Origin of the sequence: Mycolicibacterium stellerae (assembly GCF_003719305.1) — a bacterium.
Classification (GTDB): domain Bacteria; phylum Actinomycetota; class Actinomycetes; order Mycobacteriales; family Mycobacteriaceae; genus Mycobacterium; species Mycobacterium stellerae.
Genome location: NZ_RARC01000008.1, coordinates 133,432 through 153,811 on the forward strand (window position 1 = coordinate 133,432; position 20,380 = coordinate 153,811).

Sequence of the window (20,380 nt, forward strand, 5' to 3'; positions counted from 1 at the left end):
GTATGGACAGTGTGACGCGAGTACTTGCGGTCGCCAATCAAAAGGGTGGGGTAGCCAAGACGACGACGGTGGCGTCGTTGGGTGCGGCGATGGCGGAGAAAGGGCGACGGGTGCTGCTCGTCGACCTGGACCCCCAGGGATGCCTGACGTTCTCGCTCGGCCAGGACCCCGACAAGCTGGCGGTGTCGATCCATGAGGTGCTGCTCGGCGACGTGGAGCCGTCCGCGGCGCTGGTGTCGACATCGGAGGGAATGACGCTGCTGCCTGCCAACATCGACCTGGCAGGCGCCGAAGCGATGCTGCTGATGCGGGCGGGCCGCGAGTACGCGCTCAAACGGGCACTGGCGAAACTCGGTGTCGGAGCCGCAGCGGCGGCGACATCGGATCAGCCCTTCGATGTGGTGATCATCGACTGCCCGCCGTCGTTGGGCGTGCTCACCCTCAACGGGCTGACCGCCGCCGACGACGTGATCGTTCCCCTGCAGTGCGAGACCCTCGCACATCGCGGGGTCGGCCAGTTCCTGCGCACGATCACCGACGTTCAGCAGATCACCAACGCCGATCTCACGCTTCTTGGTGCGCTTCCCACGCTGTACGACTCACGCACCACCCACAGCCGCGACGTGTTGCTCGACGTCGCCGACCGGTATGACCTGCCGGTGCTTGCGCCGCCGATTCCCCGCACGGTGCGCTTCGCCGAGGCGACCGCGTCGGGTGCCTCGGTGCTGGCAGGCCGGAAGAACAAGGGTGCCGTCGCCTACCGTGAGTTGGCCGCCGCCCTGCTCAAGCACTGGAAGTCGGGCAAGGCGCTTGCGACGTTCGCGCCCGAGGTTTAACCGAGCGCGACGAGCGAGGGCCCGCGCTGCTCCAGCAGCACGGCGCCGGCAACGCCGGGCACCACTGCCGACTGCGCAGGCTGGCGCCGCAACGGGATGAAGCGTTCGTTGACACCCGTCGTCGGGTCGTAGACGCCGACGCCGTCGCTGACCGGGATGATCAACCGCCCGGCCATCATCGTCGCCGGTCCGATCGGCACGTGGGCCCCGGCCGGGCCGACGGTGAAGCGGTACTGCATGCCGCTGGCGGAGAACACCATCACGGCGTTGCCGGTCCACCACGTGATCAGGTCACCGGGGTGGGTTGCGGCGGCCTCCGGCGACGGTGGCTTGGGCAGTGGCAGGTTGGCCGTCGTCGACCCGGTTTCGTCGACGATCATCAGCGACGGCCTCGGCACGGGCACGTAGACGGCGGTGGTGGTGTCGGAGACGGCGACCACCCTGGCGCCGGAGTCCTCCTTGACGCCGGGCAGCGGCACGTACTTGAGGTCGGGGGTGTCCTCCTCCTTGGCGGGCCGCAACACCGTCAGCCGCACGTCGGGCTGGTCGGGGCACGCCTCGAGCACCGCCACCGCAGCATTGCTGGCCGCCGCGGATCCCAGTCGACACAGCACCGGGCCTGGAACGCCGGGTTTGATCGGGGCGTCCAGCGCGCCGTGGCTGATCATCCGGACCATGTCGGAACGCCAGAGCTCGAGCCTGCTGGCCCCTGCAGCGAGCACCGTGGTGCCGTCGGAGGACAGCGCGATCTCGGGGTCGGCGTAGGCGGTTCGGCCAGGGCCGCGCATACCGGTCTGCCCGTCGATGGTGGTCACCTGGCCGCAACCCCGACTGTCGGGATAGACGGCGACCGCGTAGTTGTACACCGTGGTGACCCCGCACAGGTCGAGGTCGCGGGTGTAGCTCCACAACACCGATCCCGTCTTCGGGTCGCGGCCGTCGATCTGGTGGCCGGCCCCGGTCACCACGCTGCCGCCCGCGAGCAGCGGCATCGTGGTCTTCGGGCTCGGCGCCGTCCACAGTTCCCGCAGTGACGCCGGAACGACCTTGGCGGGTGTGAGTGTCTTCACCGGCGACGCGGCGGGCCTGCTGATGGTGGCCCTTGCGTCGCTGGTCCACCAGATCAGCGCGGCGACGACGGCGACCACGACGGCGATCGCCGCGGCGGCAATGAGGTCGGCCCGGGTGCGACGCTCGGGTTTGACCATCGGCGGGCGGGACCGTGCTAGTTGGCGGTCGCCGCGGCGGCCTTGCGCGGGCGACGACGGCGACGCTTGCGGGTGGCCCCTTCGCCTTCTGCGGCGGGTTTGTCGCCGTTGTCGGACGTCTCGGCAGGCTTATCGCCCTCCGGGTGACCGCTCACCGGCTTGCCGCCGCGCGTGCGGCGACGCGACTTGGTGCGGGTGCGTGCTGGCGCCTCGGCGGCGTCGCGAGGGGGCCGTTTGGCGGCCTTTGCGGGCGCAGCCGGGCCGATCCTTCCCGCCGCATCGGTCGGGATGTCCAGCTCTTCGTACAAATGCGGTGAGCTGGAATAGGTTTCGGCCGGATGCGGGTGACCCAGACCCAGCGCCTTGTCGATCATTTCCCAGCGTGCCAGTTCATCCCAGTCGATCAGGGTGACCGCGACACCGCTCTTGCCCGCGCGGCCGGTGCGGCCGATGCGGTGCACGTAGGCCTGCTCGTCCTCGGGGATCTGGTAGTTGATGACGTGGGTGACGTCGTCGATGTCGATGCCGCGGGCGGCCACGTCGGTGGCGACCAGCACGTCGATCTCACCGGTGCGGAAGGCTTTGAGAGCCTTCTCGCGGGCGCTCTGGTTCAGGTCGCCGTGCACGGCGCCCACCTTGAAGCCGCGCTCGGCGAGCTCGTCGGACACCTTCTGCGCGGTGCGCTTGGTGCGGGTGAAGACCATCGTGGCGCCGCGACTGCGGGCCTGCAGCAGCCGACTGACCATTTCCACCTTGTCCAGCGCATGGGCGCGGTAGGCGAACTGGTCGGTGGTGGTGTGCACGGCAGACGACGCCGCCGACTCGGCGCGGATGTGCGTCGGCTGATTCATGAAGCTGCGGGCCAGCGTGATGATCGGATCTGGCATCGTCGCCGAGAACAGCATCGACTGCCGCGACTGGGGGATCTGCCGCAGGATTCGCTCGATATCGGGCAGGAAGCCGAGGTCGAGCATCTCGTCGGCCTCGTCGAGCACCAGCACGGAGATGCCGCCGAGCTGCAGGTGCCCCTGCTGAGCCAGGTCGAGGAGCCGTCCCGGGGTGCCGACGACGACATCGGCGCCGGCCCGCAACGAGTCGATCTGCGGCTCGTAGGCGCGCCCGCCGTAGATCGCCACCACCGACAGCTTGCGGTCGCCAACGGTCAGGTACTTCGCGGCCAGCGAGAGGTCGCCGTATACCTGCAGGCACAGTTCGCGGGTGGGCACCACGACGATGGCCCGCGGGGCGCCGGTCAGTGGACGTTCAGTGTCGGTGGTGATCGTTTGCAGCAGCGGCACGCCGAACGCCAGCGTCTTGCCCATGCCGGTGCGGGCCTGTCCGATCAAGTCGTCGCCCGCCATCGCCAGCGGCAGGGTCAGCTCTTGAATGGCAAATGTATGTTCCTTGCCGTCTTCGGCCAGTGCGCGAACTATTTCGTCGCGGACCCCGAGTTTGGCAAATGTTGGATTGAGTACAGTCATGCTTGGTAGACGAAGCCTTTCGATTCATTCCTCGTTGCGTCCACGCGCGCACGAGTATGTCGAGAAAACTTCGCGGGGCCCTGCGCTGAGGTAGGCGGGCCAACGTCGTGCACGCACATTTCTTGGGTAGCGAGCCGCTGTCTGCAGCCACCGCCCGCACCCATGATACCGGTAGGGTTTGCCGGGCGGTCAGTCAGCCGGTCGCCGTCTAGAGTTGGGCGCATGAGTTCGACGCAGCCTGCGGCATCTCCGGAGCACATCGCCACGTCGGCGGCGTCGGGCGTTTCGCCCGACCATCCCGGGGTCAACGAGCTCTTCGCGCTGCTGGCCTACGGCGAGGTGGCCGCGTTCTACCGGCTCACCGACGAGGCACGGATGTCGCCCAACCTGCTCGGCCGGATCAACATGGCCAGCATGGCGGCCGCCGAGATGGCGCACTACGAATTGCTGCACGACGAACTCGCCCGTCGAGGCGTCGACGTCGTTCCTGCGATGACGAGATACGCATCGGCGCTGGAGAACTATCACCGGCTCACCACTCCCAGCACCTGGCTGGAGGCGCTGGTGAAGACCTACATCGGCGACGCGCTTGCGGCCGACTTCCATCTCATGATCGCCGACGTGCTGCCATCCGAAGTCGCCGACGTCGTCCGCGCGGTGCTCGCCGAGACGGGCCACTCGCAGTTCGTCGTCGCCGAGGTCCGCAAGGCGGTCACCTCGAGTCAGAAGCAGCGTCATCGGCTGGCGTTGTGGTCGCGCAGGCTGCTCGGCGAGGCGATCACCCAGGCCCAATTTGTGATGGCCGACCACGACGAGCTCGTCGACCTGGTGTTGGCAGGCACCGAAGGACTGGGCCAGCTGACCGAGTTCTTCGAACGTATGCAGCGCACGCACAGCTCTCGCATGCAGGAGCTCGGCCTGGCCTGACGCCGGCTCAGCGGGTGCAGTTGGTGATCATCGTGTTGTTGTTCTGCGCCACCAGCGTCTCGCCCGCACCGTCGGTGATCGAGCAGTTGAGCTGACCGCCCACGCTGGTCGCGGTGACCGAGGTGAGCGATACCCCCGGATCGAGTGTCACCTGCTTCGTCCAGGGCAGTGCGACGTTCACGTCGGTCTGCAGAGCGCCCTGCTGGTCGGTCCAGATGATCGTGACCAGATCGAAGAGCTGACGGTTCCCCGTCACGGTGTAGGTGACGGTGCCCGGGCTGGCCGCGGGTGGCGGCGCGACTTCCGTCGGCTCGGCGATGGCGCTTGGCGGCGCGGCGGTCGGCGTCGGCGTGACGCTTGTGATGGTCTCGGGCGGCAACGCGGTCGCCGACGGCGTCCTGCTTGGCGCATCGCTGGGATACGGGACGGGCCTGCTGGTGGACGGGGACACCGTCGCAGAGGTGGTGCCGCTGTCGCCTCCGCTGAGAATCATCAACGTGCCCGCCACGGCGATCAGCAGCACGATGCCCGCGACGCTGGCCACCCACAGCCAGCGTCGGTCGTCGTGATCGACGGCGTAACCGCCGTAGGCGTCGTAGTCATCGTCGTCGTAGTCGTCATAGTCGGCGTACGCGTCGTAGTCCTCGGCGTCGACGAATTCGTCGTCCACGTCGTCGTGAATCCGGTCGGTGACCGATCCGGCTGCCCAAGGCGAAGAAGGCCTGTTCATGCGCGTAATCCTCGTCCGTTCGAGTGATGCAGGCCTGATGCTATCGATGCAGAAGTGACAGATGAGGTCACGAGCCCAGCGTGTTGGTAACGGTCCGGACTCAGTTCACCCAGACGTGTCCACTAGCCTTTCTCAGGAGAACGAATTCGATAAAGCGAAGACTCAGAGAGGACCCAGCGTGGAGGTCAAGATCGGTGTCACGGACAGCCCGCGCGAGATCAGCTTCAACAGCGCGCAGACGCCCACCGAGGTGGAGAAGCTGATCACCGATGCGCTGGGTGAGGATTCGGGCGTGCTGGCGCTGACCGACGAGAAAGGTCGTCGATTCCTGGTACAGGCAGCCAAGATCGCCTACGTCGAGATTGGTGCCGCCGACATTCGGCGGGTCGGATTCGGCGTCGGCGTCGTGGGCGCCGAGGCGGTCAAGAACGGGTAAGCGGCACGTGTGACAGGCCGCCCCAGGCGAACTGCACGGTCCCCTCGACAGCGGCGTCCTTGGTGGTCGGCCTGTCGTTGTTGAGCCAGTAGCGGGCGGAGTCGACGCTGAGCGCCACCAGCCCGACCGCGATCATCCTGGCGCGGTGGGCCTCGAGGCCGGAGTCCCTGCTGATCAGGTCGAACACCGCATCGGTACAGGACTCGGTGGCGACCTTGACCTGCGCGGCCACCTGTGGCTCGGTCACGTAGTCGTTCTCGAAGATCAGCCGGTAACCCTGGCCGTCGTGCTCGATGAAGTCGAAGAACGCCTGCACGGCGGCGCGCAGCCGCTGCCGGTTATCGGTGGTGGTGCGCAGCGCCTGGCGCACACCGGAGACCAGGTTGTCGACGTGCTGGGCCAGCACCGCGAGATACAGCTCCAGCTTCGACGAGAAGTGTTGATAGAGAACAGGTTTGCTGACACCCGCCCGATCGGCGATCTCGTCCATTCCTGCGGCGTGGTAGCCACGGTCGACGAAAATCTCGCTGGCAGCGCCGAGTAACTGTCCGCGGCGCTCGTCGCGTGGCAGCCGGCTGCCACGCCGATTGGGGGCTGCCCCGCCACCCCTCGATTCGGTGGCATTGGCGAGATCGCTCATCGCTCCCTACTATCTGGCCGCAACCCGGCCTCGTTCGCATCGACACTACTACCCGTTGGTGGAGGTACGCGTCAGGACGGTGGTGCGGCGCAGGTCTATGCCATCCTGGTCCGGTGACCTACGACCCGGGGCGCCGCATGCGGAGCGCCGGAGGCCAACCGCGTCGCGACCCCGAGTCCAACAGAGGACGTGTTCCCGTGCTGCGGGACGAGTGGCGCGAGCCTCTGCGCGCTCAGCGCGATCCGCTCGCCGAGGACTCCGGCCGGCCCAGGTCGAACCGGGATGAGCGGCGCCGGTGGCGTAAGCAGACCTGGCTCGGTTGGTTCATCTCGACCTACGGCTGGCGGGCCTACGCGCTGCCCGCACTCGTCGCGCTCACGGTGTGGGTGGTGTATTCGACGGTCACCGGAACCAGTGTGTCGGGCACCGGGGAGGAGTCGGGTCCCGCGCAGGGGCCGCCCACTATCGATGCGGCCAGCACGGCGATCGTCGGCGCACCGCCCAAGGGGCTGACCCAGTTCGACGCCAACCTGCCGACCGGCATGCTGCCCGACGGCGGCCCCTACACCGAGGCAGGCGCCAAGACCTGGCACATCGTGCCCGGCGCCGATCCGAAGGCCGGCGAGGGCACCACCAAGACGTTCACCTACACCGTCGAGGTCGAGGACGGCATCGACACCACCTCGTTCGGCGGCGATGACAACTTCGCGCGGATGGTCAGCCAGACCCTGGCCAACCCGAAGAGCTGGACACACAACCCGCAGTTCGCGTTCACCCGAATCGACAGCGGCGAGCCCGACTTCCGGGTGTCGCTGACCACGCCGATGACGTTGCGTGAGGGCTGCGGCTACGAGATTCCCATCGAGACGTCCTGCTACAACCCGTCCTTCACCCCCGACGGCCAGCCGCGGGTATTCATCAACGAGGCCCGCTGGGTACGCGGTGCGGTGCCGTTCCAGGGCGACGTGGGCGCCTACCGCCAGTACCTGATCAATCACGAGGTCGGCCACGCGATCGGCTATCAGCGTCACGAGCCGTGCGCCGAGAACGGCCAGCTGGCACCGGTGATGATGCAACAAACCTTCTCCACCAGCGACAACGACAATTCCCGCTTCGACCCGGAATGGGTCAAGGCGGACGGCAAGACCTGCAAGCCCAACCCGTGGCCGTACCCCATCCCTTAGCCGGGAAGGTCTTGGCCGTGATTGCCGTTGAGCTGGGTAACTGTTGTGATGGAAAGCAACCCCGACTTCGAATCGAGGAGGGTATCGGTGCCTACACCGTTGCCGCCACTGGTAGCGCCCGCGGCTGAGCTGACGCGCGAAGAGGTTGCGCGCTACAGCCGCCATCTGATCATTCCCGACCTCGGGCTGGACGGTCAGAAGCGGCTGAAGAACGCGCGTGTGCTGGTCATCGGCGCCGGTGGGCTCGGCTCGCCGACGCTGCTGTACCTCGCGGCCGCGGGCGTCGGCACGATCGGCATCGTGGAGTTCGACGTGGTCGACGAATCCAACCTGCAGCGCCAGATCATCCACGGGCAATCCGACATCGGCCGGTCGAAGGCCGAGAGTGCGCGTGACTCCATCCGGGAGATCAACCCGCTCGTGGACGTGCGGCTGCACGAGGTCCGGCTGGAGCCCGACAATGCCGTCGACCTTTTCGAGTCCTACGACCTGATCCTGGACGGCACCGACAACTTCGCCACCCGCTACCTGGTCAACGACGCGGCGGTGTTGGCAGGCAAACCGTATGTGTGGGGATCGATCTACCGGTTCGAGGGCCAGGTGTCGGTGTTCTGGGAGGACGCCCCAGGCGGTGTCGGCCTCAACTACCGCGACCTGTATCCGGAGCCGCCGCCTCCAGGCATGGTGCCGTCCTGCGCGGAGGGCGGCGTGCTCGGCATCCTGTGCGCGTCGATCGCGTCGGTGATGGGAACCGAGGCGATCAAGCTGATCACCGGCATCGGCGAACCGCTGCTCGGCAGGCTGATGGTCTACGACGCGCTCGACATGACCTATCGCACCATCAAGATCCGCAAGGATCCGGCGACGCCGAAGATCACCGAACTGATCGACTACGAGGAGTTCTGTGGTGTGGTTTCCGACGCTGCCGCCGAGGCCGCGGCCGACTCCACCGTCACCCCGCGCGAGCTGCGCGAGATGATCGATTCCGGTAAGTCGGTGTCCCTGATCGACGTCCGCGAGCAGGTGGAGTGGGACATCAACCGAATCGAGGGCGCAGAGCTGATCCCGAAGTCGGAATTTGAATCGGGTGAAGCGCTTGCCAGGCTGCAGGTCGACCGCACCCCGGTGTTCTACTGCAAGACCGGCGTGCGCTCGGCCGAGGTATTGGCCATCGCGAAGAAGGCCGGCTTCTCGGACGCGCTTCACGTGCAGGGTGGAATCGTGGCGTGGGGTAAACAGCTCGAGCCCGACATGGTCATGTACTGACTGGGTCCAGGCTTAAACAGCTGGCGGACACAGCTGGTCAGCGAAGGCTTTCTGGCCTGCGCCGACGGTAGCCTGGCGCTGTGAATGACGAACGCCCACCAGATCATGTGCTGGTGGCGTTCGGCGTCAGTGGCCTGCGTCCCGTGCAACTCGGCGCCGGCTGGGAGGGTGGCTGGCGGTGCGGCGAAGTCGTGCTGTCAATGGTTGCCGACCATGCCCGCGCCGCATGGGCGGCGAAGGTCCGAGAGACACTTTTCGTCGACGGCGTCCGGCTCGCCAGGCCGGTCCGGTCGACCGACGGGCGGTATGTCGTTGCCGGCTGGCGCGCGGACACCTTTGTCGCAGGTACCCCGGAGCCGCGCCATGACGAGGTCGTCTCGGCCGCGGTGCGGCTACACGAGGCGACGGCGAAGTTGGAGCGGCCCCGGTTCCTGACGCAGCCGCCGGTCGCGCCGTGGGCAGACGTCGACGTGTTCATCGCCGCCGACCGGGCGGCATGGGAGGAACGCCCGCTGCAGTCGCTGGCCCCCGGCGCACGCGTTTCCCCGGGATCGGCGGACAGTCAGCGGTCGATCGAACTGATCAACCAATTGGCCGGACTGCGCAAGCCGACGAAGAGCCCGAGCCAGCTTGTGCACGGCGACCTTTACGGCACAGTGCTTTTCGCGGGGACGGCGGCGCCCGGCATCACCGACATCACGCCGTACTGGCGTCCGGCGGCGTGGGCGGCAGGCGTTGTGGTGGTCGACGCGATCTCGTGGGGCGAGGCCGACGACGGCCTGATCGAGCGGTGGGCGCCGTTGCCGGAGTGGCCGCAGATGTTGTTGCGCGCGTTGATGTTCAGGCTTGCCGTGCACGCCCTGCACCCACGGTCGACGGCCGCCGCGTTTCCCGGTTTGGCCCGCACCGCGGCGCTCGTGCGGCTGATGCTCTGAGCCTCGGCGCCGCTGACTTCTGCAGAATGGTCGCGCACAGCTGGAATACCACGACACGTGTGCAGAATTCGGGAATTTCATGCCGGTGCGGCGGGAAGGACCACCGGCGTGACAGGAATTTCATGCCGGTGCGGCGGGAAGGACCACCGGCGTGGTGCCCGCCTCTTGGCGACAATGTCGTCGAAGCCGACACCCCTCTAACTATTGGCGACAATGTCGCCCGAAGGCGGGCAACTCGCCGGGTGTTCCAAGCCGCGGCGCTCGTGCGGCCGATGTCCGGACTCAGAAGCCGTGGCGCACGTGCGCCAACGCGATCCGTCCGTCGACCGCGAGCACCCCTTCTGCGCGCAGCAGTTCCAGCTGCCGGTCCCTCAGGTGCTTGGCGGGCCTCCCCGACGCCGAGATCACCCGGTGCCAGGGCAGGTCGGAGGAGTCGGTGCGCATGATCCATCCGACGATGCGCGGGCTCGGCAGCCCCGCCGCCGAGGCGATGTCACCGTAGGTGGCCACCCGGCCAGCCGGGATCGACGCGACCAGCGCGCGCACCGCCTCGACCTGTTCGTCGGTGATGGCGGCCATGGCTAGGCGTGTTCGAGGCGGTCGCGGATCACCGCGGCGGTATCGACCGGTTTGGCCTGGGCCACCATGTGATCGCAGTCGAAATCGACCAGCGAGAACCGCGGGCCGAGCTTCTCCTGCAGCGCGGTGACGAGCGCCTCGGTCACATAGGGCGGACTGGTCCGGGTGGCCCGGACCAGTGTCGTCCGTATTCCCTTGTGCGGCACCACGAAATCGCGTGCCAGCTCGCTCCAGTAGGACATCATCGCTGGGATGCTGATCCGCCAGCCGCACCGGCCGTCCGGCCGCTCGATCAGATGCTCGTCGAGTTCGGCGTCCAGTTCGGCGGCATCAACGTCGGCCCACGACCCGGACGCCTTCTCGTTTCGCGCCTCGTCGCGGTCAAGGTAGAACGGCGAGGCCATCATGTCGTCTGCGATATTGGCCATCCACGCACCGTCGAGGCCGACGGCCGGGTCGAGCAGGACCAGCGACGCCACGAGGTCAGGGCGCGCGACGGCCAGTCTGAGCGCCACCGCACAGCCGAACGAGTGCCCGACGACCACCACGGGGCGACTGGTGTGGGTGCCGAGCAGCTCGGCGAGCACGGCGACGTTGGACTCCAATGTCCACGGGGCTTCCCACGACGACCTGCCGTGCCCCAGCAGATCCGGTGCGAGGATCGAGAAGCCGGGCAGGTGCTCGGTCGCCAGCGTCCGCCACCGAAGCCCGTGTCCGGTCAGCCCGTGCACGGCGAGAATCTGCGCCGGCTGCTCGGGGCCGAATCGATGCACATTGAGGAAATGCGAGTTGCTGGCCACGGCGTCGATGCTAAGCGCACGCCGTGAGCGGAGGCTTGTCGGACCCTCGTGGTGTCATGCCCACATGTCCGCACCACACATCGCGTTCACGTCGGCAGTGTTGGCCCAATCCGGCATTCGCGGTGTGGTGCGGCTGCTTGGCGGCGCGGGCACCGGCAAGACCCGCGCGCTGATCGAGACCGCGGCCGCCCACATCGCAGCCGGTGCTGAGCCGGAATCCGTTCTGCTGCTGACGGGTTCGGCACGGCTCAGCGCGCAGGCGCGGGCCGCCATCACGTCGGCGCTGCTGCAGGCGGGCAGTCGCGCCGTCGTTCGTGAGCCGCTGGTCCGCACGGTGCACTCGTATGCGTTCGCGGTGTTGAGGCTCGCCGCCCAGCGCAACGGGGACCCGCCCCCGCGGCTGATCACCACCGCCGAGCAGGACGGCATCATCCGCGAACTGCTCGCGGGCGATCTGGAGGACGGCGAAAGGGCCGCCGTCGCCTGGCCCCGTCAGCTGCGGCCTGCGTTGAGCACCGTCGGGTTCGCCACCGAGCTACGCGATTTGATGGCACGGTGTACCGAGCGCGGCGTCGATCCCCTTGCGTTGCAACGCATAGGCCGGTTGTCCAACCGTCCGGAGTGGCTGGCCGCCGGACAGTTCGCTCAGCAGTACGAGGAGACGATGCTGCTGCGGTCGGCTGTCGGGATGGCCGCCCCGCAGGCCACCGTGCCCGCGCTTGGCGCGGCCGAACTCGTCGGCGCCGCACTCGAGGCGTTCGCCGTCGACCCCGAGTTGCTCGCCGCCGAACGCGCACGGGTGAAGCTGCTCCTTGTCGACGACGCCCAGCACCTCGACCCTCAGGCGGCGCGCCTGGTGCGGGTGCTTGCGGCGAGCGCTGAGCTGGCCGTCATCGCAGGCGATCCCATCCAGTCGGTGTTTTCCTACCGGGGCGCCGATCCCGCCCTGTTGGTAGGTGACGACGACGATCCGGTCATCACGCTGCGGGAGTCGCACCGCTGCGCCCCCTCGGTGGCGCGGGCCGTCACCGGCGTCGCGCGGCGGTTGCCCGGCGCGGGGGAGGGGCGTGAACTGCTGGGTGCGGGCGACGATCTCGGCTCGATGTCCGTGCGGCTGGCCGCGTCGCCGCACGCCGAGGCCGCGCTGATCGCCGACACGCTGCGCAGAGCCAATCTGGTCGATGGGGTGCCGTGGTCGCAGATGGCCGTAATCGTCCGCTCGCTGCGGCAGAGCGGCGCGGCGCTGTCCCGAGCGCTCACCGCGGCGGGTGTACCCGTGGTCATGCCGCCGTCGGGGGTGCCGGTCGCCGAGCAGCCCGCGTCGCGGTCGCTGCTGACCGTGCTCGAGGCCGTGGCCGACGGCCTCGACGCTGACCGCGCCACCCAGCTGCTGACCGGTCCCATCGGCCGGGTCGATCCGGTGTCGCTGCGGCAACTGCGCAGGGCGCTGCGCCGGGCAGATAGAACGGACCCGCCACGCGACTTCGGAGAACTGCTTGTCGATGCGCTGGAATCCGAGAATTCTTGTGTGTCAGGCAATCTCGCTCGTCCGCTGCAGAGGGTGCAAGCGGTGCTCGCCGCGGCGCGGCGCAGCCATGCCGACGGCGCGGACCCTCGCTACACCTTGTGGCAGGCATGGCACCGCACCGGTCTGCAGAAGCGTTGGCTGGCGGCGAGTGAGCGGGGCGGCGCGGCTGGCGCGAATGCCGATGCCGACCTGGACGCCGTCACGGCGCTGTTCGACGTAGCGGAGCGGTACGTGTCACGGACCGCCGGAGCATCCCTGCGTGGCCTTGTGGAACACGTGTGCGCGCTGGGCTCGCTGCCTGCGGCGGGCGATCCACCAGCCGATGTCGACGGTGTCACTCTGGTCAGCGCGCACGCCGCGCTCGGCGGGGAATGGGACGTCGTCGTGATCGCGGGCCTGCAGGAGGGGCTGTGGCCCAATACAACTCCGCGAGGGGGCGTGCTCGGTACCCAGCACCTCGTCGACGTCCTCGACGGGGTGGTCGCAGCCGTAGGGGCCACCGGCGTCTCCAGCCGGGCACCGCTGCTCGCCGAGGAGCGCAGGCTGCTGATCGCCGCGATGGGGCGCGCCCGCAGCCGCCTGCTGGTGACGGCCGTCGACAGCGAATGCGGCGACGACGCGATGCTGCCCTCACCGTTCTTCGCCGAGCTCGAACAATTCGCGACGGATGCCGACACGCACGACTCCGAGCCGGTGCACGCCCCGCGGGTGTTGGCTCCTGCGCCGCTGGTCGGCAGGCTCCGCGCGGTGATCTGCGCACCCGAAGGCGAGGCCAACGACGCGATTCGGGCTTGTGCGGCAGCACAATTGGCACGCCTTGCCGCGGCAGGCGTTTCCGGCGCCGATCCCGAGCAGTGGTACGGCATGACCTCGCCGAGCACCGACGAGCCGCTGTGGTCCGGGAACGACCATGTGGTGCGGCTGTCGCCGTCGACGTTGCAGACACTGGCCGACTGCCCACTGCGCTGGCTGCTGGAACGGCACGGCGGCAGCGACGGCCGCGATGTGCGCTCGGCGATCGGCTCGTTGGTGCACGCCCTGGTCGCCGATCCTGGCATGACCGAGAGCCAGATGGTCGCCGAGATCGAAAGGGTCTGGGGGGACCTGCCGTTCGAGTCGACGTGGTATGCGGACAACGAGCTGGCGCGGCACCGGTCGATGCTGTCCACCTTCGCGCAGTGGCGCGAGCAGACACGTCAAGAGCTCACCGAGGTGGGTACCGAGGTCGATGTCGACGGCGTTCTCGACTGCGACGGCACAGGGGTGCGGGTGCGCGGCAGGCTCGACCGGCTCGAGCGCGATGCTGCCGGCCGCCTTGTCGTTGTCGACATCAAGACCGGAAAGAGCCCCGTCAGCAAGGACGACGCGCAGCGTCACGCGCAGCTCGCGATGTATCAGCTGGCCATCGCCGAAGGCGTCCTGCAGGAGGGGGATTCGCCCGGTGGCGGGCGGCTGGTCTACCTCGGTAAGGCGGGAACGGCTGGTCCGACCGAGCGGCAACAGGATCCGCTGACACCGCAGGCCCGCGGGCAGTGGCGCGAGTTGGTCGCCAAGGCGGCCGCGGCGACGCAGGGACCGCAGTTCACGGCCCGGGTCAACGACAGCTGTGCACACTGCCCGGTGCGAAGGAGCTGCCCGGCTCAAGCGACGGCCGACGGGACGGCGACGTCGTGACGGCGAAGTTCGATCCTGCCGAGTTGGCCTCTGCTCTCGGGCTTTTCGCTCCGACTGACGAACAGGCGGCGGTCATCGCCGCACCACCGGGTCCGCTTGTGGTGGTCGCGGGTGCGGGGGCGGGTAAGACCGAGACGATGGCGGCCCGGGTGGTGTGGCTGGTCGCCAACGGCTACGCCTCGCCCGGTGAGGTGCTCGGCCTGACATTCACCCGCAAGGCCGCCGGGCAGCTGCTGCGGCGGGTCCGCTCCCGGTTGGCGCGGCTTGCAGGCGCGGGCATCGTGCCCGGTGGCCTTGATGCGGCCGATGATCCGGCGACGGTGAGCACCTATCACGCATTTGCGGGCACGCTGCTGCGTGAGCACGGTCTGCTGTTGCCGGTGGAGCCCGACACCCGACTGCTGAGCGAAACAGAGTTGTGGCAGTTGGCGTTTCGCGTCGTCACCGAACACCGGGGTGCCCTGGACACGGACAAGACGCCTGCCGCGATCACCACCATGGTGCTGCGACTGGCCGGTCAGCTGGCCGAGCACCTCGTCGACACCGGGCAGCTGACAGACACCCACGTCGAGCTGGAACGGCTCGTGCACACGCTGCCTGCAGGTCCGTATCAGCGGGACCGCGGACCCAGCCAATGGCTGTTGCGGATGCTGGCCACCCAGACCGAGCGCACCGTGCTGGTGCCGCTGATCGACGCACTACACGAGCGCATGCGGGCCGAGAAGGTGATGGACTTCGGCATGCAGATGTCGGCGGCCGCCCGGCTGGCGTCGACCTGCCCGCAGGTCGGGGAGCAACTGCGCCGACGCTTCCGGGTCGTGTTGCTCGACGAGTACCAGGACACCGGCCACGCCCAGCGGGTGGCCCTGTCGTCGTTGTTCGGGGGCGGGGTGGACGACGAACTCGCGCTGACCGCCGTCGGCGACCCGATTCAGTCGATCTACGGCTGGCGCGGGGCGTCTGCGACCAATCTGCCGCGGTTCACCACCGACTTCCCCCGCTCGGACGGCAGTCCCGCGCCGACGCTGGAGCTGCGCACCAGCTGGCGCAATCCGCCGCGGGCGCTGTATCTGGCCAACGCGGTGTCGGCCGAAGCCAGGCGCAGGTCAGTGGCGGTTCAGCCGCTGCGGCCAAGGCCGGGCGCCGAACCAGGAACCATCCGGTGCGCACTGCTCGGCGACGTCGAAGCCGAACGCGACTGGGTAGCCGACCACATCGCCCTCCGCTACCGCGAGGCAGGCGACGCGGGCACCCCAGCGCCCACCGTAGCGGTGCTGGTGCGGCGCAACGCCGATGCGGCGCCGATGGCCGACGCGTTGACAGCAAGGGGAGTGCCGGTCGAGGTGGTCGGGCTGGCGGGGCTGCTCACGGTTACCGAGGTCGCGGACGTGGTGGCCATGCTGCGCCTGGCCGCCGAGCCCGCCGCGGGTGCGGCCGCCATGCGGGTGCTGACCGGGCCGCGGTGGCAGCTCGGCGGCCGCGACATCTCCGCGCTCTGGCGCCGCGCCGTCGAACTGGACGGTGTCGGCGGGCCGCGCGAGGCCTCGTCGAGCGACGAGATCGTCGCCAAGGCCGCTCCTGACGCCGATACCGCCTGCCTGGCCGACGCGATCAGCGACCCGGGGGCCGCGGCCGACTATTCGTCGGAGGGCCATCGGCGAATCATCGCACTGGGCCATGAGTTGACCGGGCTGCGTTCGCATCTCGCGCATTCGCTGCCCGATCTGGTCGCCGAGGTGCGTCGAGTGCTCGGCGTCGACGCCGAGGCCCGCGCGGCCCGCACGCCGTCTGCAGGTTGGACGGGTACCGAACACCTCGATGCCTTCGCCGATGTGGTGGCCGACTATGCGGCCGCGCGGCCGGGTGCGACGGTGTCGGATCTGCTTTCCTACCTGGACGCCGCGATGGTGGTGGAGAACGGGCTGGCACCCCCTGAACTGACCGTCGCGAACGACCGCGTGCAGATCCTGACTGTGCACGCCGCCAAGGGCCTCGAATGGCAGGTGGTTGCCGTTCCTCATCTGAGCGGACGGGTGTTTCCGTCGACGGCATCGATGCGGACGTGGCTCACCGATGCGGGCGACCTGCCGCCGTTGTTGCGCGGTGATCGTGCCATCATGGGCGCCCACGGTGTCCCGGTGCTCGACACGTCCGACGTCAACGATCGGAAACTCCTGTCGGACAAGATATCCGAGCACAAGCGCCGCCTCGATCAGCGCCGCGTCGATGAGGAGCGCAGGCTGCTGTACGTGGCGCTCACCCGTGCGGAGGACACACTGCTTCTGTCCGGTCATCACTGGGGCCCGTCGGAGGCCAAGCCGCGGGGGCCCTCGGAGTTCCTCTGCGAACTCAAGGAGATCATCGACGATTCGGCGCAGGCCGGTGAGCCGTGCGGTGTGGTCGAACACTGGGCGCCGACACCTGCTGAAGGTGAGCCGAATCCATTGCGGGACAGGGTGATCGAGGCGGTATGGCCTGCCGATCCGGCGGGGGCGCGCCGCGGTGATGTCGATCGCGGGGCGGCCCTTGTGCGCCGGGCTTTGACGGGCGGGCTCGACGCGCCCGCCGACGCGCCCACCGACGGTCCCGACGACTGGGCCGCCGACGTCGACGCACTGCTCGCCGAGCGGGACCGGGTCGCGCCGCAACGGCCCGCCACCCTGCCTGCGGCGCTGTCGGTGAGCAGTCTGGTCGAACTGGGCCGCGATCGCGATGGCGCGCTGCGTCGGTTGCGCCGCAGGGTCCCCGTCCGCCCCGACCCGCATGCCCTGCTTGGCACCGCATTCCACGACTGGGTGCAGCGGTTCTACGGCGCGGAGCGGCTGTTCGACCTCGACGATCTACCTGGGGCGGTCGACGGGCAGCTGGCACGTGAGGACGCCGACAGCCTCGCCGAACTGCAGGCCGCGTTCATGGCGTCGCCGTGGGCGGCGCGCATCCCGGTGGACGTCGAGGTGCCCTTCGACATGGTCATCGGCGGCACGGTCGTGCGGGGCCGTATCGACGCGGTCTTCGCCGACGCTGACGGCGCCACAGTCGTCGACTGGAAGACCGGCGATCCGCCAGACACTCCAGAGGCCAAGCGCCACGCCGCGGTTCAGCTCGCCGTCTACCGGTTGGCGTGGGCGGCGCTGCGCGGCGTGCCTGCCGAATCCGTCCGCGCCGCGTTTCACTATGTGCGGTCGGGGCAGATCGTCGTCCCCGACACGCTGCCGGACTTCGACGACCTGGCAGCCCTGCTGGAGTTACCGGCTGCCTAAGCGTTCCGGTAGATCTTCAGCGCCTGGATGATCATCGGGATCTGCAGCGGAAGCCGGGCGATCGCGCCGATCCGCATCGGCAGCGGCTTGTCCTTCCACAGCCGGCACATGTTCACGTTGGCCGGGAACACCGACACGAACAGCGCGACCGCGGCGAGCGCGCCGAGCTTGCGGGTGCGCGGCGCAAGCAGCAGCCCCCCGGTGACCATCTCCCCAACGCCCGAGGCGTGGGTGTAGAACCGCGCGTTACCCGGCAATTCGGCGGGAACGATCGAGTCGAAGGGTTTGGGCGCCGCAAAATGCAGCAGTCCCATGCCGACGAGCATCGCGCCCATCCGGGACGCGCGCGTGGCGTTGGCGATCTGCTGCGGTTCGGCTGCGGGAGAGGTCATGATTACATAATGGCGTGCGCACCCTACCGGGATCGATGACAGGGTCTCGTGGCCAAAGGTAGGTTGCGTCGGCGGCTGGCCGCCATCGACCAGAATCTGACCACTCGACCGGATGCCGATCTGGTCGACATTCTGCGGATTCCCGAGCCGTTCGTCAGCCCGACGCAGCGGATCATCCGCCGGATCATCTATGCGATGTCGGCGCTGATCTTGGCAGTGCTCATCGTTTACCTGGATCGGCACGGTTACCGTGACGTGGAGTCCACCCCGAACGCCAACAATCCGCTGTCGCTGCTGGACTGCATTTACTACGCCACGGTGTCGTTGTCGACGACCGGTTACGGCGACATCACCCCGGTCACCCCGTCGGCCCGGTTGGTCAACGTTCTGGTGATCACGCCGCTGCGGGTGGCCTTCCTGATCGTGCTGATCGGTACCACTGTCGAGACCCTGACCACGCAGTCGCGCCAGGCACTGAAGATCCAGCGATGGAGGAGCAAAGTGCGCAACCACACCATCGTCGTCGGCTACGGCACCAAGGGCAGGACGGCGGTCGCCGCGATGGTCGGCGACGACGTCGCGCCCGCCGACATCGTGGTCGTCGACGAGGACCCCGCGGCCCTCGAGCGTGCCAAGAGCGCAGGCCTGGTCACCGTCCGAGGCAGTGCGACCGACTCGGAGGTACTGCGCCTGGCCAGCGCCCAGCATGCGAAGGCGATCATCGTGGCCACCAACCGCGACGACGCCGCCGTCCTCGTCACGCTCACCGCACGTGAGCTGGCGCCCAACGCCAAGATCATCGCCGCGGTCCGGGAAGCCGAGAACCAGCACCTGCTCGAACAGTCCGGGGCGGACTCGACGGTGGTGACCTCCGAGACAGCCGGCCGACTGCTGGGCATAGCCGTGCAGACGCCGAGCGTTGTAGAGATGATGGAAGACCTGCTGACGCCCGACGCGGGATTCGCCATCTCCGAGCGCGAGGTCGAGACCAAGGAGGTCGGCGGCTCGCCACGGCACAACCCCGACATCGTGCTGGGCGTGGTGCGCGGCGGAAAGCTGCTGCGCGTCGACGATCCTCAGGTCGATTCTCTGGAACTCGGAGACCGGCTGTTGTACGTCCGCAGCGCCGAACCCGACCGATGAGCGATCGGTTGACGTCTTTCTCGCTGCGCAATGTGCCGCTGCTGTCCCGTGTCGGTGCCGACCGCGCCGACACGGTGCGTACCGACATCGACGCGGCGGTGGCCGGCTGGGCGGATGCCGTTCTGCTGCGGGTTGATTCGCGCAACCAGGTGCTGATCTCCGACGGCCGGGTTGTGCTCGGTAAGGCGACCGCGCTGGGCGACAAGCCCCCCGAACGTGCGGTATTCCTCGGCCGGATGAACGACGGCAGGCATGCCTGGGCGGTGCGCAGCGCGCTGGTGGCTCCCGAGGATTCCGAGCATGAGACCGAAGTCCTCGACCTGCGCCGGGCCGGACACATCTTCGACGATGTCAGCGCACAATTGGTGGCCACCGCGGCGGCACTGCTGAACTGGCACGACAGCGCACGGTTCAGCGCCGTGGACGGTTCGGCGACCAAGCCCGTCAAGGGCGGCTGGTCGCGGGTCAACGCGGTCAACGGGCACGAGGAATTCCCACGGATCGACCCCGCAGTGATCTGCCTGGTCCACGACGGACACGACCGCGCGGTGCTGGCCCGCCAGACCGTGTGGCCCGAGCGGTTGTTCTCGATCCTGGCCGGATTCGTCGAGGCAGGCGAATCGTTCGAAGCGTGTGTCACGCGCGAGATCGCCGAGGAGGTTGGGCTGACGGTGCGCGATGTCACCTATCTGGGCAGCCAGCCGTGGCCGTTTCCACGCTCGCTGATGGTCGGCTTCCACGCCATCGGCGACCCCGAGCAGGAGTTCGCCTTCCACGACGGTGAGATCGCCGAGGCTGCGTGGTTCAGCAGGGCCGAGATCCGCGAGGCGCTCGAACACGGCGACTGGAACAGTGGCTCGGAGTCGCGCCTGCTTCTGCCCGGGTCGATCTCGATCGCGCGCGAGATCATCGAGTCCTGGGCCGCCCTGGACTGACGCTCATGATGCCCAAACCAACGATTGGGCGGATTTGTGCGAGAAGAGCGCGCCATTTTGTCGATCTCGGCGCGGTAGATAGCTCTCTCGGCGCGGTGGATAGCGGCTCTAGCCGAGCTTCTTTTTGACGTCGCGTGCGCTCGGGTTGGTCATGGTGGACCCGTCGGCGAACTTCACCGTCGGCACCGTCTGGTTTCCGCGGTTGACCGACATCACGAATTCCGCAGCAGCCGGGTCGCTTTCGATGTCGACCTCGGTGTAGGAAATGCCCTGCGCTTTGAGGGCGATCTTGAGCCTGGAGCAGTAGCCGCACCACGATGTGGTGTACATGGTGAGCGGCGCGTCGCTGACTGTCATAACGCGTTCAACGTATCCGAGCCCCGCAAAAATGCCCAAACTCGGCCACGCGGCACACGGTCCCCGCCA

Annotated in this window: 18 protein-coding genes; 10 read left to right on the forward strand and 8 right to left on the reverse strand. The window is 68.4% G+C overall.

Translation table 11 applies throughout. The features are described 5' to 3' along the window. Positions 1 to 2: 2 nt before the first annotated feature. A complete protein-coding gene (locus tag D6M19_RS12980; RefSeq protein WP_164478466.1) occupies positions 3 to 836 on the forward strand; it encodes a ParA family protein in 834 nt (277 codons plus the stop codon). Here the strand turns inward: D6M19_RS12980 and D6M19_RS12985 are convergent. Together D6M19_RS12985 and D6M19_RS12990 are read right to left on the reverse strand one after the other, a co-directional pair. Then, the gene (locus tag D6M19_RS12985) at positions 833 to 2,044 is read right to left on the reverse strand and encodes an Rv3212 family protein (RefSeq protein ID WP_123025634.1); all 1,212 of its coding nucleotides are present in this window, start codon (positions 2,042 to 2,044) and stop codon (positions 833 to 835) included. The two genes, D6M19_RS12980 and D6M19_RS12985, sit on opposite strands and share 4 nt — an antisense overlap. Positions 2,045 to 2,061: 17 nt before the next feature. Next, the gene (locus tag D6M19_RS12990; protein WP_123025635.1) at positions 2,062 to 3,525 is read right to left on the reverse strand and encodes a DEAD/DEAH box helicase; all 1,464 of its coding nucleotides are present in this window, start codon (positions 3,523 to 3,525) and stop codon (positions 2,062 to 2,064) included. Positions 3,526 to 3,747: 222 nt separating this feature from the next. Here D6M19_RS12990 and D6M19_RS12995 point away from each other — a divergent pair, with 222 nt between their 5' ends. Further along, positions 3,748 to 4,452 carry a ferritin-like fold-containing protein gene (locus D6M19_RS12995; protein ID WP_123025636.1) on the forward strand — a complete coding sequence of 235 codons (705 nt, stop codon included), beginning with the start codon at positions 3,748 to 3,750 and terminating at the stop codon, positions 4,450 to 4,452. Between the two features lie 7 nt (positions 4,453 to 4,459). Here the strand turns inward: D6M19_RS12995 and D6M19_RS13000 are convergent, their stop codons facing one another. Then, on the reverse strand, positions 4,460 to 5,182 hold the full coding sequence (locus tag D6M19_RS13000; protein ID WP_123025637.1) for a hypothetical protein: 723 nt from the start codon (positions 5,180 to 5,182) through the stop codon (positions 4,460 to 4,462). Positions 5,183 to 5,360: 178 nt separating this feature from the next. Between D6M19_RS13000 and D6M19_RS13005 the strand changes: the two genes are divergently transcribed. Beyond that, positions 5,361 to 5,618, forward strand: coding sequence for a DUF3107 domain-containing protein (locus D6M19_RS13005; RefSeq protein WP_123025638.1), 258 nt, complete (start codon positions 5,361 to 5,363; stop codon positions 5,616 to 5,618). Here the strand turns inward: D6M19_RS13005 and D6M19_RS13010 are convergent. Continuing rightward, positions 5,605 to 6,258 carry an HTH-type transcriptional activator FasR gene (locus D6M19_RS13010; protein WP_123025639.1) on the reverse strand — a complete coding sequence of 218 codons (654 nt, stop codon included), beginning with the start codon at positions 6,256 to 6,258 and terminating at the stop codon, positions 5,605 to 5,607. The genes D6M19_RS13005 and D6M19_RS13010 overlap by 14 nt on opposite strands. 113 nt (positions 6,259 to 6,371) lie before the next feature. On the opposite strand from D6M19_RS13010, the gene D6M19_RS13015 reads away from it, so the two are divergent. The 3 genes from D6M19_RS13015 (at position 6,372) to D6M19_RS13025 (ending at position 9,643) form a co-directional block, all read left to right on the forward strand. Beyond that, entirely contained in the window at positions 6,372 to 7,442 is a 1,071-nt protein-coding gene (locus tag D6M19_RS13015) for a DUF3152 domain-containing protein (RefSeq protein WP_407665332.1), read from the forward strand. Between the two features lie 87 nt (positions 7,443 to 7,529). Continuing rightward, entirely contained in the window at positions 7,530 to 8,708 is a 1,179-nt protein-coding gene (moeZ, locus tag D6M19_RS13020; protein ID WP_123025710.1) for an adenylyltransferase/sulfurtransferase MoeZ, read from the forward strand. 80 nt (positions 8,709 to 8,788) lie between these two features. Continuing rightward, a complete protein-coding gene (locus D6M19_RS13025; protein ID WP_123025641.1) occupies positions 8,789 to 9,643 on the forward strand; it encodes a TIGR02569 family protein in 855 nt (284 codons plus the stop codon). A 282-nt stretch (positions 9,644 to 9,925) separates the two neighbouring features. Here D6M19_RS13025 and D6M19_RS13030 read toward each other — a convergent pair whose 3' ends face one another. Further along, on the reverse strand, positions 9,926 to 10,222 hold the full coding sequence (locus D6M19_RS13030) for an MGMT family protein (protein ID WP_123025642.1): 297 nt from the start codon (positions 10,220 to 10,222) through the stop codon (positions 9,926 to 9,928). A gap of 2 nt (positions 10,223 to 10,224) precedes the next feature. Continuing rightward, positions 10,225 to 11,022 carry an alpha/beta hydrolase gene (locus D6M19_RS13035; RefSeq protein WP_123025643.1) on the reverse strand — a complete coding sequence of 266 codons (798 nt, stop codon included), beginning with the start codon at positions 11,020 to 11,022 and terminating at the stop codon, positions 10,225 to 10,227. A 64-nt stretch (positions 11,023 to 11,086) separates the two neighbouring features. Between D6M19_RS13035 and D6M19_RS13040 the strand changes: the two genes are divergently transcribed. Both D6M19_RS13040 and D6M19_RS13045 read left to right on the forward strand, forming a co-directional pair. Beyond that, positions 11,087 to 14,224 carry an ATP-dependent helicase gene (locus tag D6M19_RS13040; RefSeq protein WP_123025644.1) on the forward strand — a complete coding sequence of 1,046 codons (3,138 nt, stop codon included), beginning with the start codon at positions 11,087 to 11,089 and terminating at the stop codon, positions 14,222 to 14,224. Beyond that, on the forward strand, positions 14,221 to 17,484 hold the full coding sequence (locus D6M19_RS13045; protein ID WP_123025711.1) for an ATP-dependent helicase: 3,264 nt from the start codon (positions 14,221 to 14,223) through the stop codon (positions 17,482 to 17,484). The genes D6M19_RS13040 and D6M19_RS13045 overlap by 4 nt, the downstream gene beginning before the upstream one ends. Here D6M19_RS13045 and D6M19_RS13050 read toward each other — a convergent pair. Next, on the reverse strand, positions 17,481 to 17,876 hold the full coding sequence (locus D6M19_RS13050) for a DoxX family protein (protein WP_123025645.1): 396 nt from the start codon (positions 17,874 to 17,876) through the stop codon (positions 17,481 to 17,483). The two genes, D6M19_RS13045 and D6M19_RS13050, sit on opposite strands and share 4 nt — an antisense overlap. A 48-nt stretch (positions 17,877 to 17,924) precedes the next feature. Here D6M19_RS13050 and D6M19_RS13055 point away from each other — a divergent pair, with 48 nt between their 5' ends. Continuing rightward, positions 17,925 to 19,019 (forward strand): potassium channel family protein, encoded by a 1,095-nt coding sequence (locus D6M19_RS13055; RefSeq protein WP_123025646.1) that lies wholly within the window; start codon positions 17,925 to 17,927, stop codon positions 19,017 to 19,019. Next, positions 19,016 to 19,954 (forward strand): NAD(+) diphosphatase, encoded by a 939-nt coding sequence (gene nudC / locus D6M19_RS13060; protein ID WP_123025647.1) that lies wholly within the window; start codon positions 19,016 to 19,018, stop codon positions 19,952 to 19,954. Before D6M19_RS13055 ends, nudC begins: the two co-directional genes overlap by 4 nt. A 108-nt stretch (positions 19,955 to 20,062) precedes the next feature. Here nudC and mrx1 read toward each other — a convergent pair whose 3' ends face one another. Further along, on the reverse strand, positions 20,063 to 20,311 hold the full coding sequence (mrx1, locus tag D6M19_RS13065) for a mycoredoxin Mrx1 (protein WP_123025648.1): 249 nt from the start codon (positions 20,309 to 20,311) through the stop codon (positions 20,063 to 20,065). Positions 20,312 to 20,380: the final 69 nt, after the last annotated feature.

Bases quoted from the DNA above. Each gene is read 5' to 3' on its own strand.
- D6M19_RS12995 (WP_123025636.1), top strand. From the start codon at position 3,748: ATGAGTTCGACGCAGCCTGCGGCATCTCCGGAGCACATCGCCACGTCG.
- nudC (WP_123025647.1), top strand. From the start codon at position 19,016: ATGAGCGATCGGTTGACGTCTTTCTCGCTGCGCAATGTGCCGCTGCTG.
- mrx1 (WP_123025648.1), bottom strand. From the start codon at position 20,311: ATGACAGTCAGCGACGCGCCGCTCACCATGTACACCACATCGTGGTGC.
- D6M19_RS13040 (WP_123025644.1), top strand. From the start codon at position 11,087: ATGTCCGCACCACACATCGCGTTCACGTCGGCAGTGTTGGCCCAATCC.
- D6M19_RS13000 (WP_123025637.1), bottom strand. From the start codon at position 5,182: ATGAACAGGCCTTCTTCGCCTTGGGCAGCCGGATCGGTCACCGACCGG.
- D6M19_RS13030 (WP_123025642.1), bottom strand. From the start codon at position 10,222: ATGGCCGCCATCACCGACGAACAGGTCGAGGCGGTGCGCGCGCTGGTC.
- D6M19_RS12985 (WP_123025634.1), bottom strand. From the start codon at position 2,044: ATGGTCAAACCCGAGCGTCGCACCCGGGCCGACCTCATTGCCGCCGCG.
- D6M19_RS12990 (WP_123025635.1), bottom strand. From the start codon at position 3,525: ATGACTGTACTCAATCCAACATTTGCCAAACTCGGGGTCCGCGACGAA.
- D6M19_RS13010 (WP_123025639.1), bottom strand. From the start codon at position 6,258: ATGAGCGATCTCGCCAATGCCACCGAATCGAGGGGTGGCGGGGCAGCC.
- D6M19_RS13050 (WP_123025645.1), bottom strand. From the start codon at position 17,876: ATGACCTCTCCCGCAGCCGAACCGCAGCAGATCGCCAACGCCACGCGC.
- D6M19_RS12980 (WP_164478466.1), top strand. From the start codon at position 3: ATGGACAGTGTGACGCGAGTACTTGCGGTCGCCAATCAAAAGGGTGGG.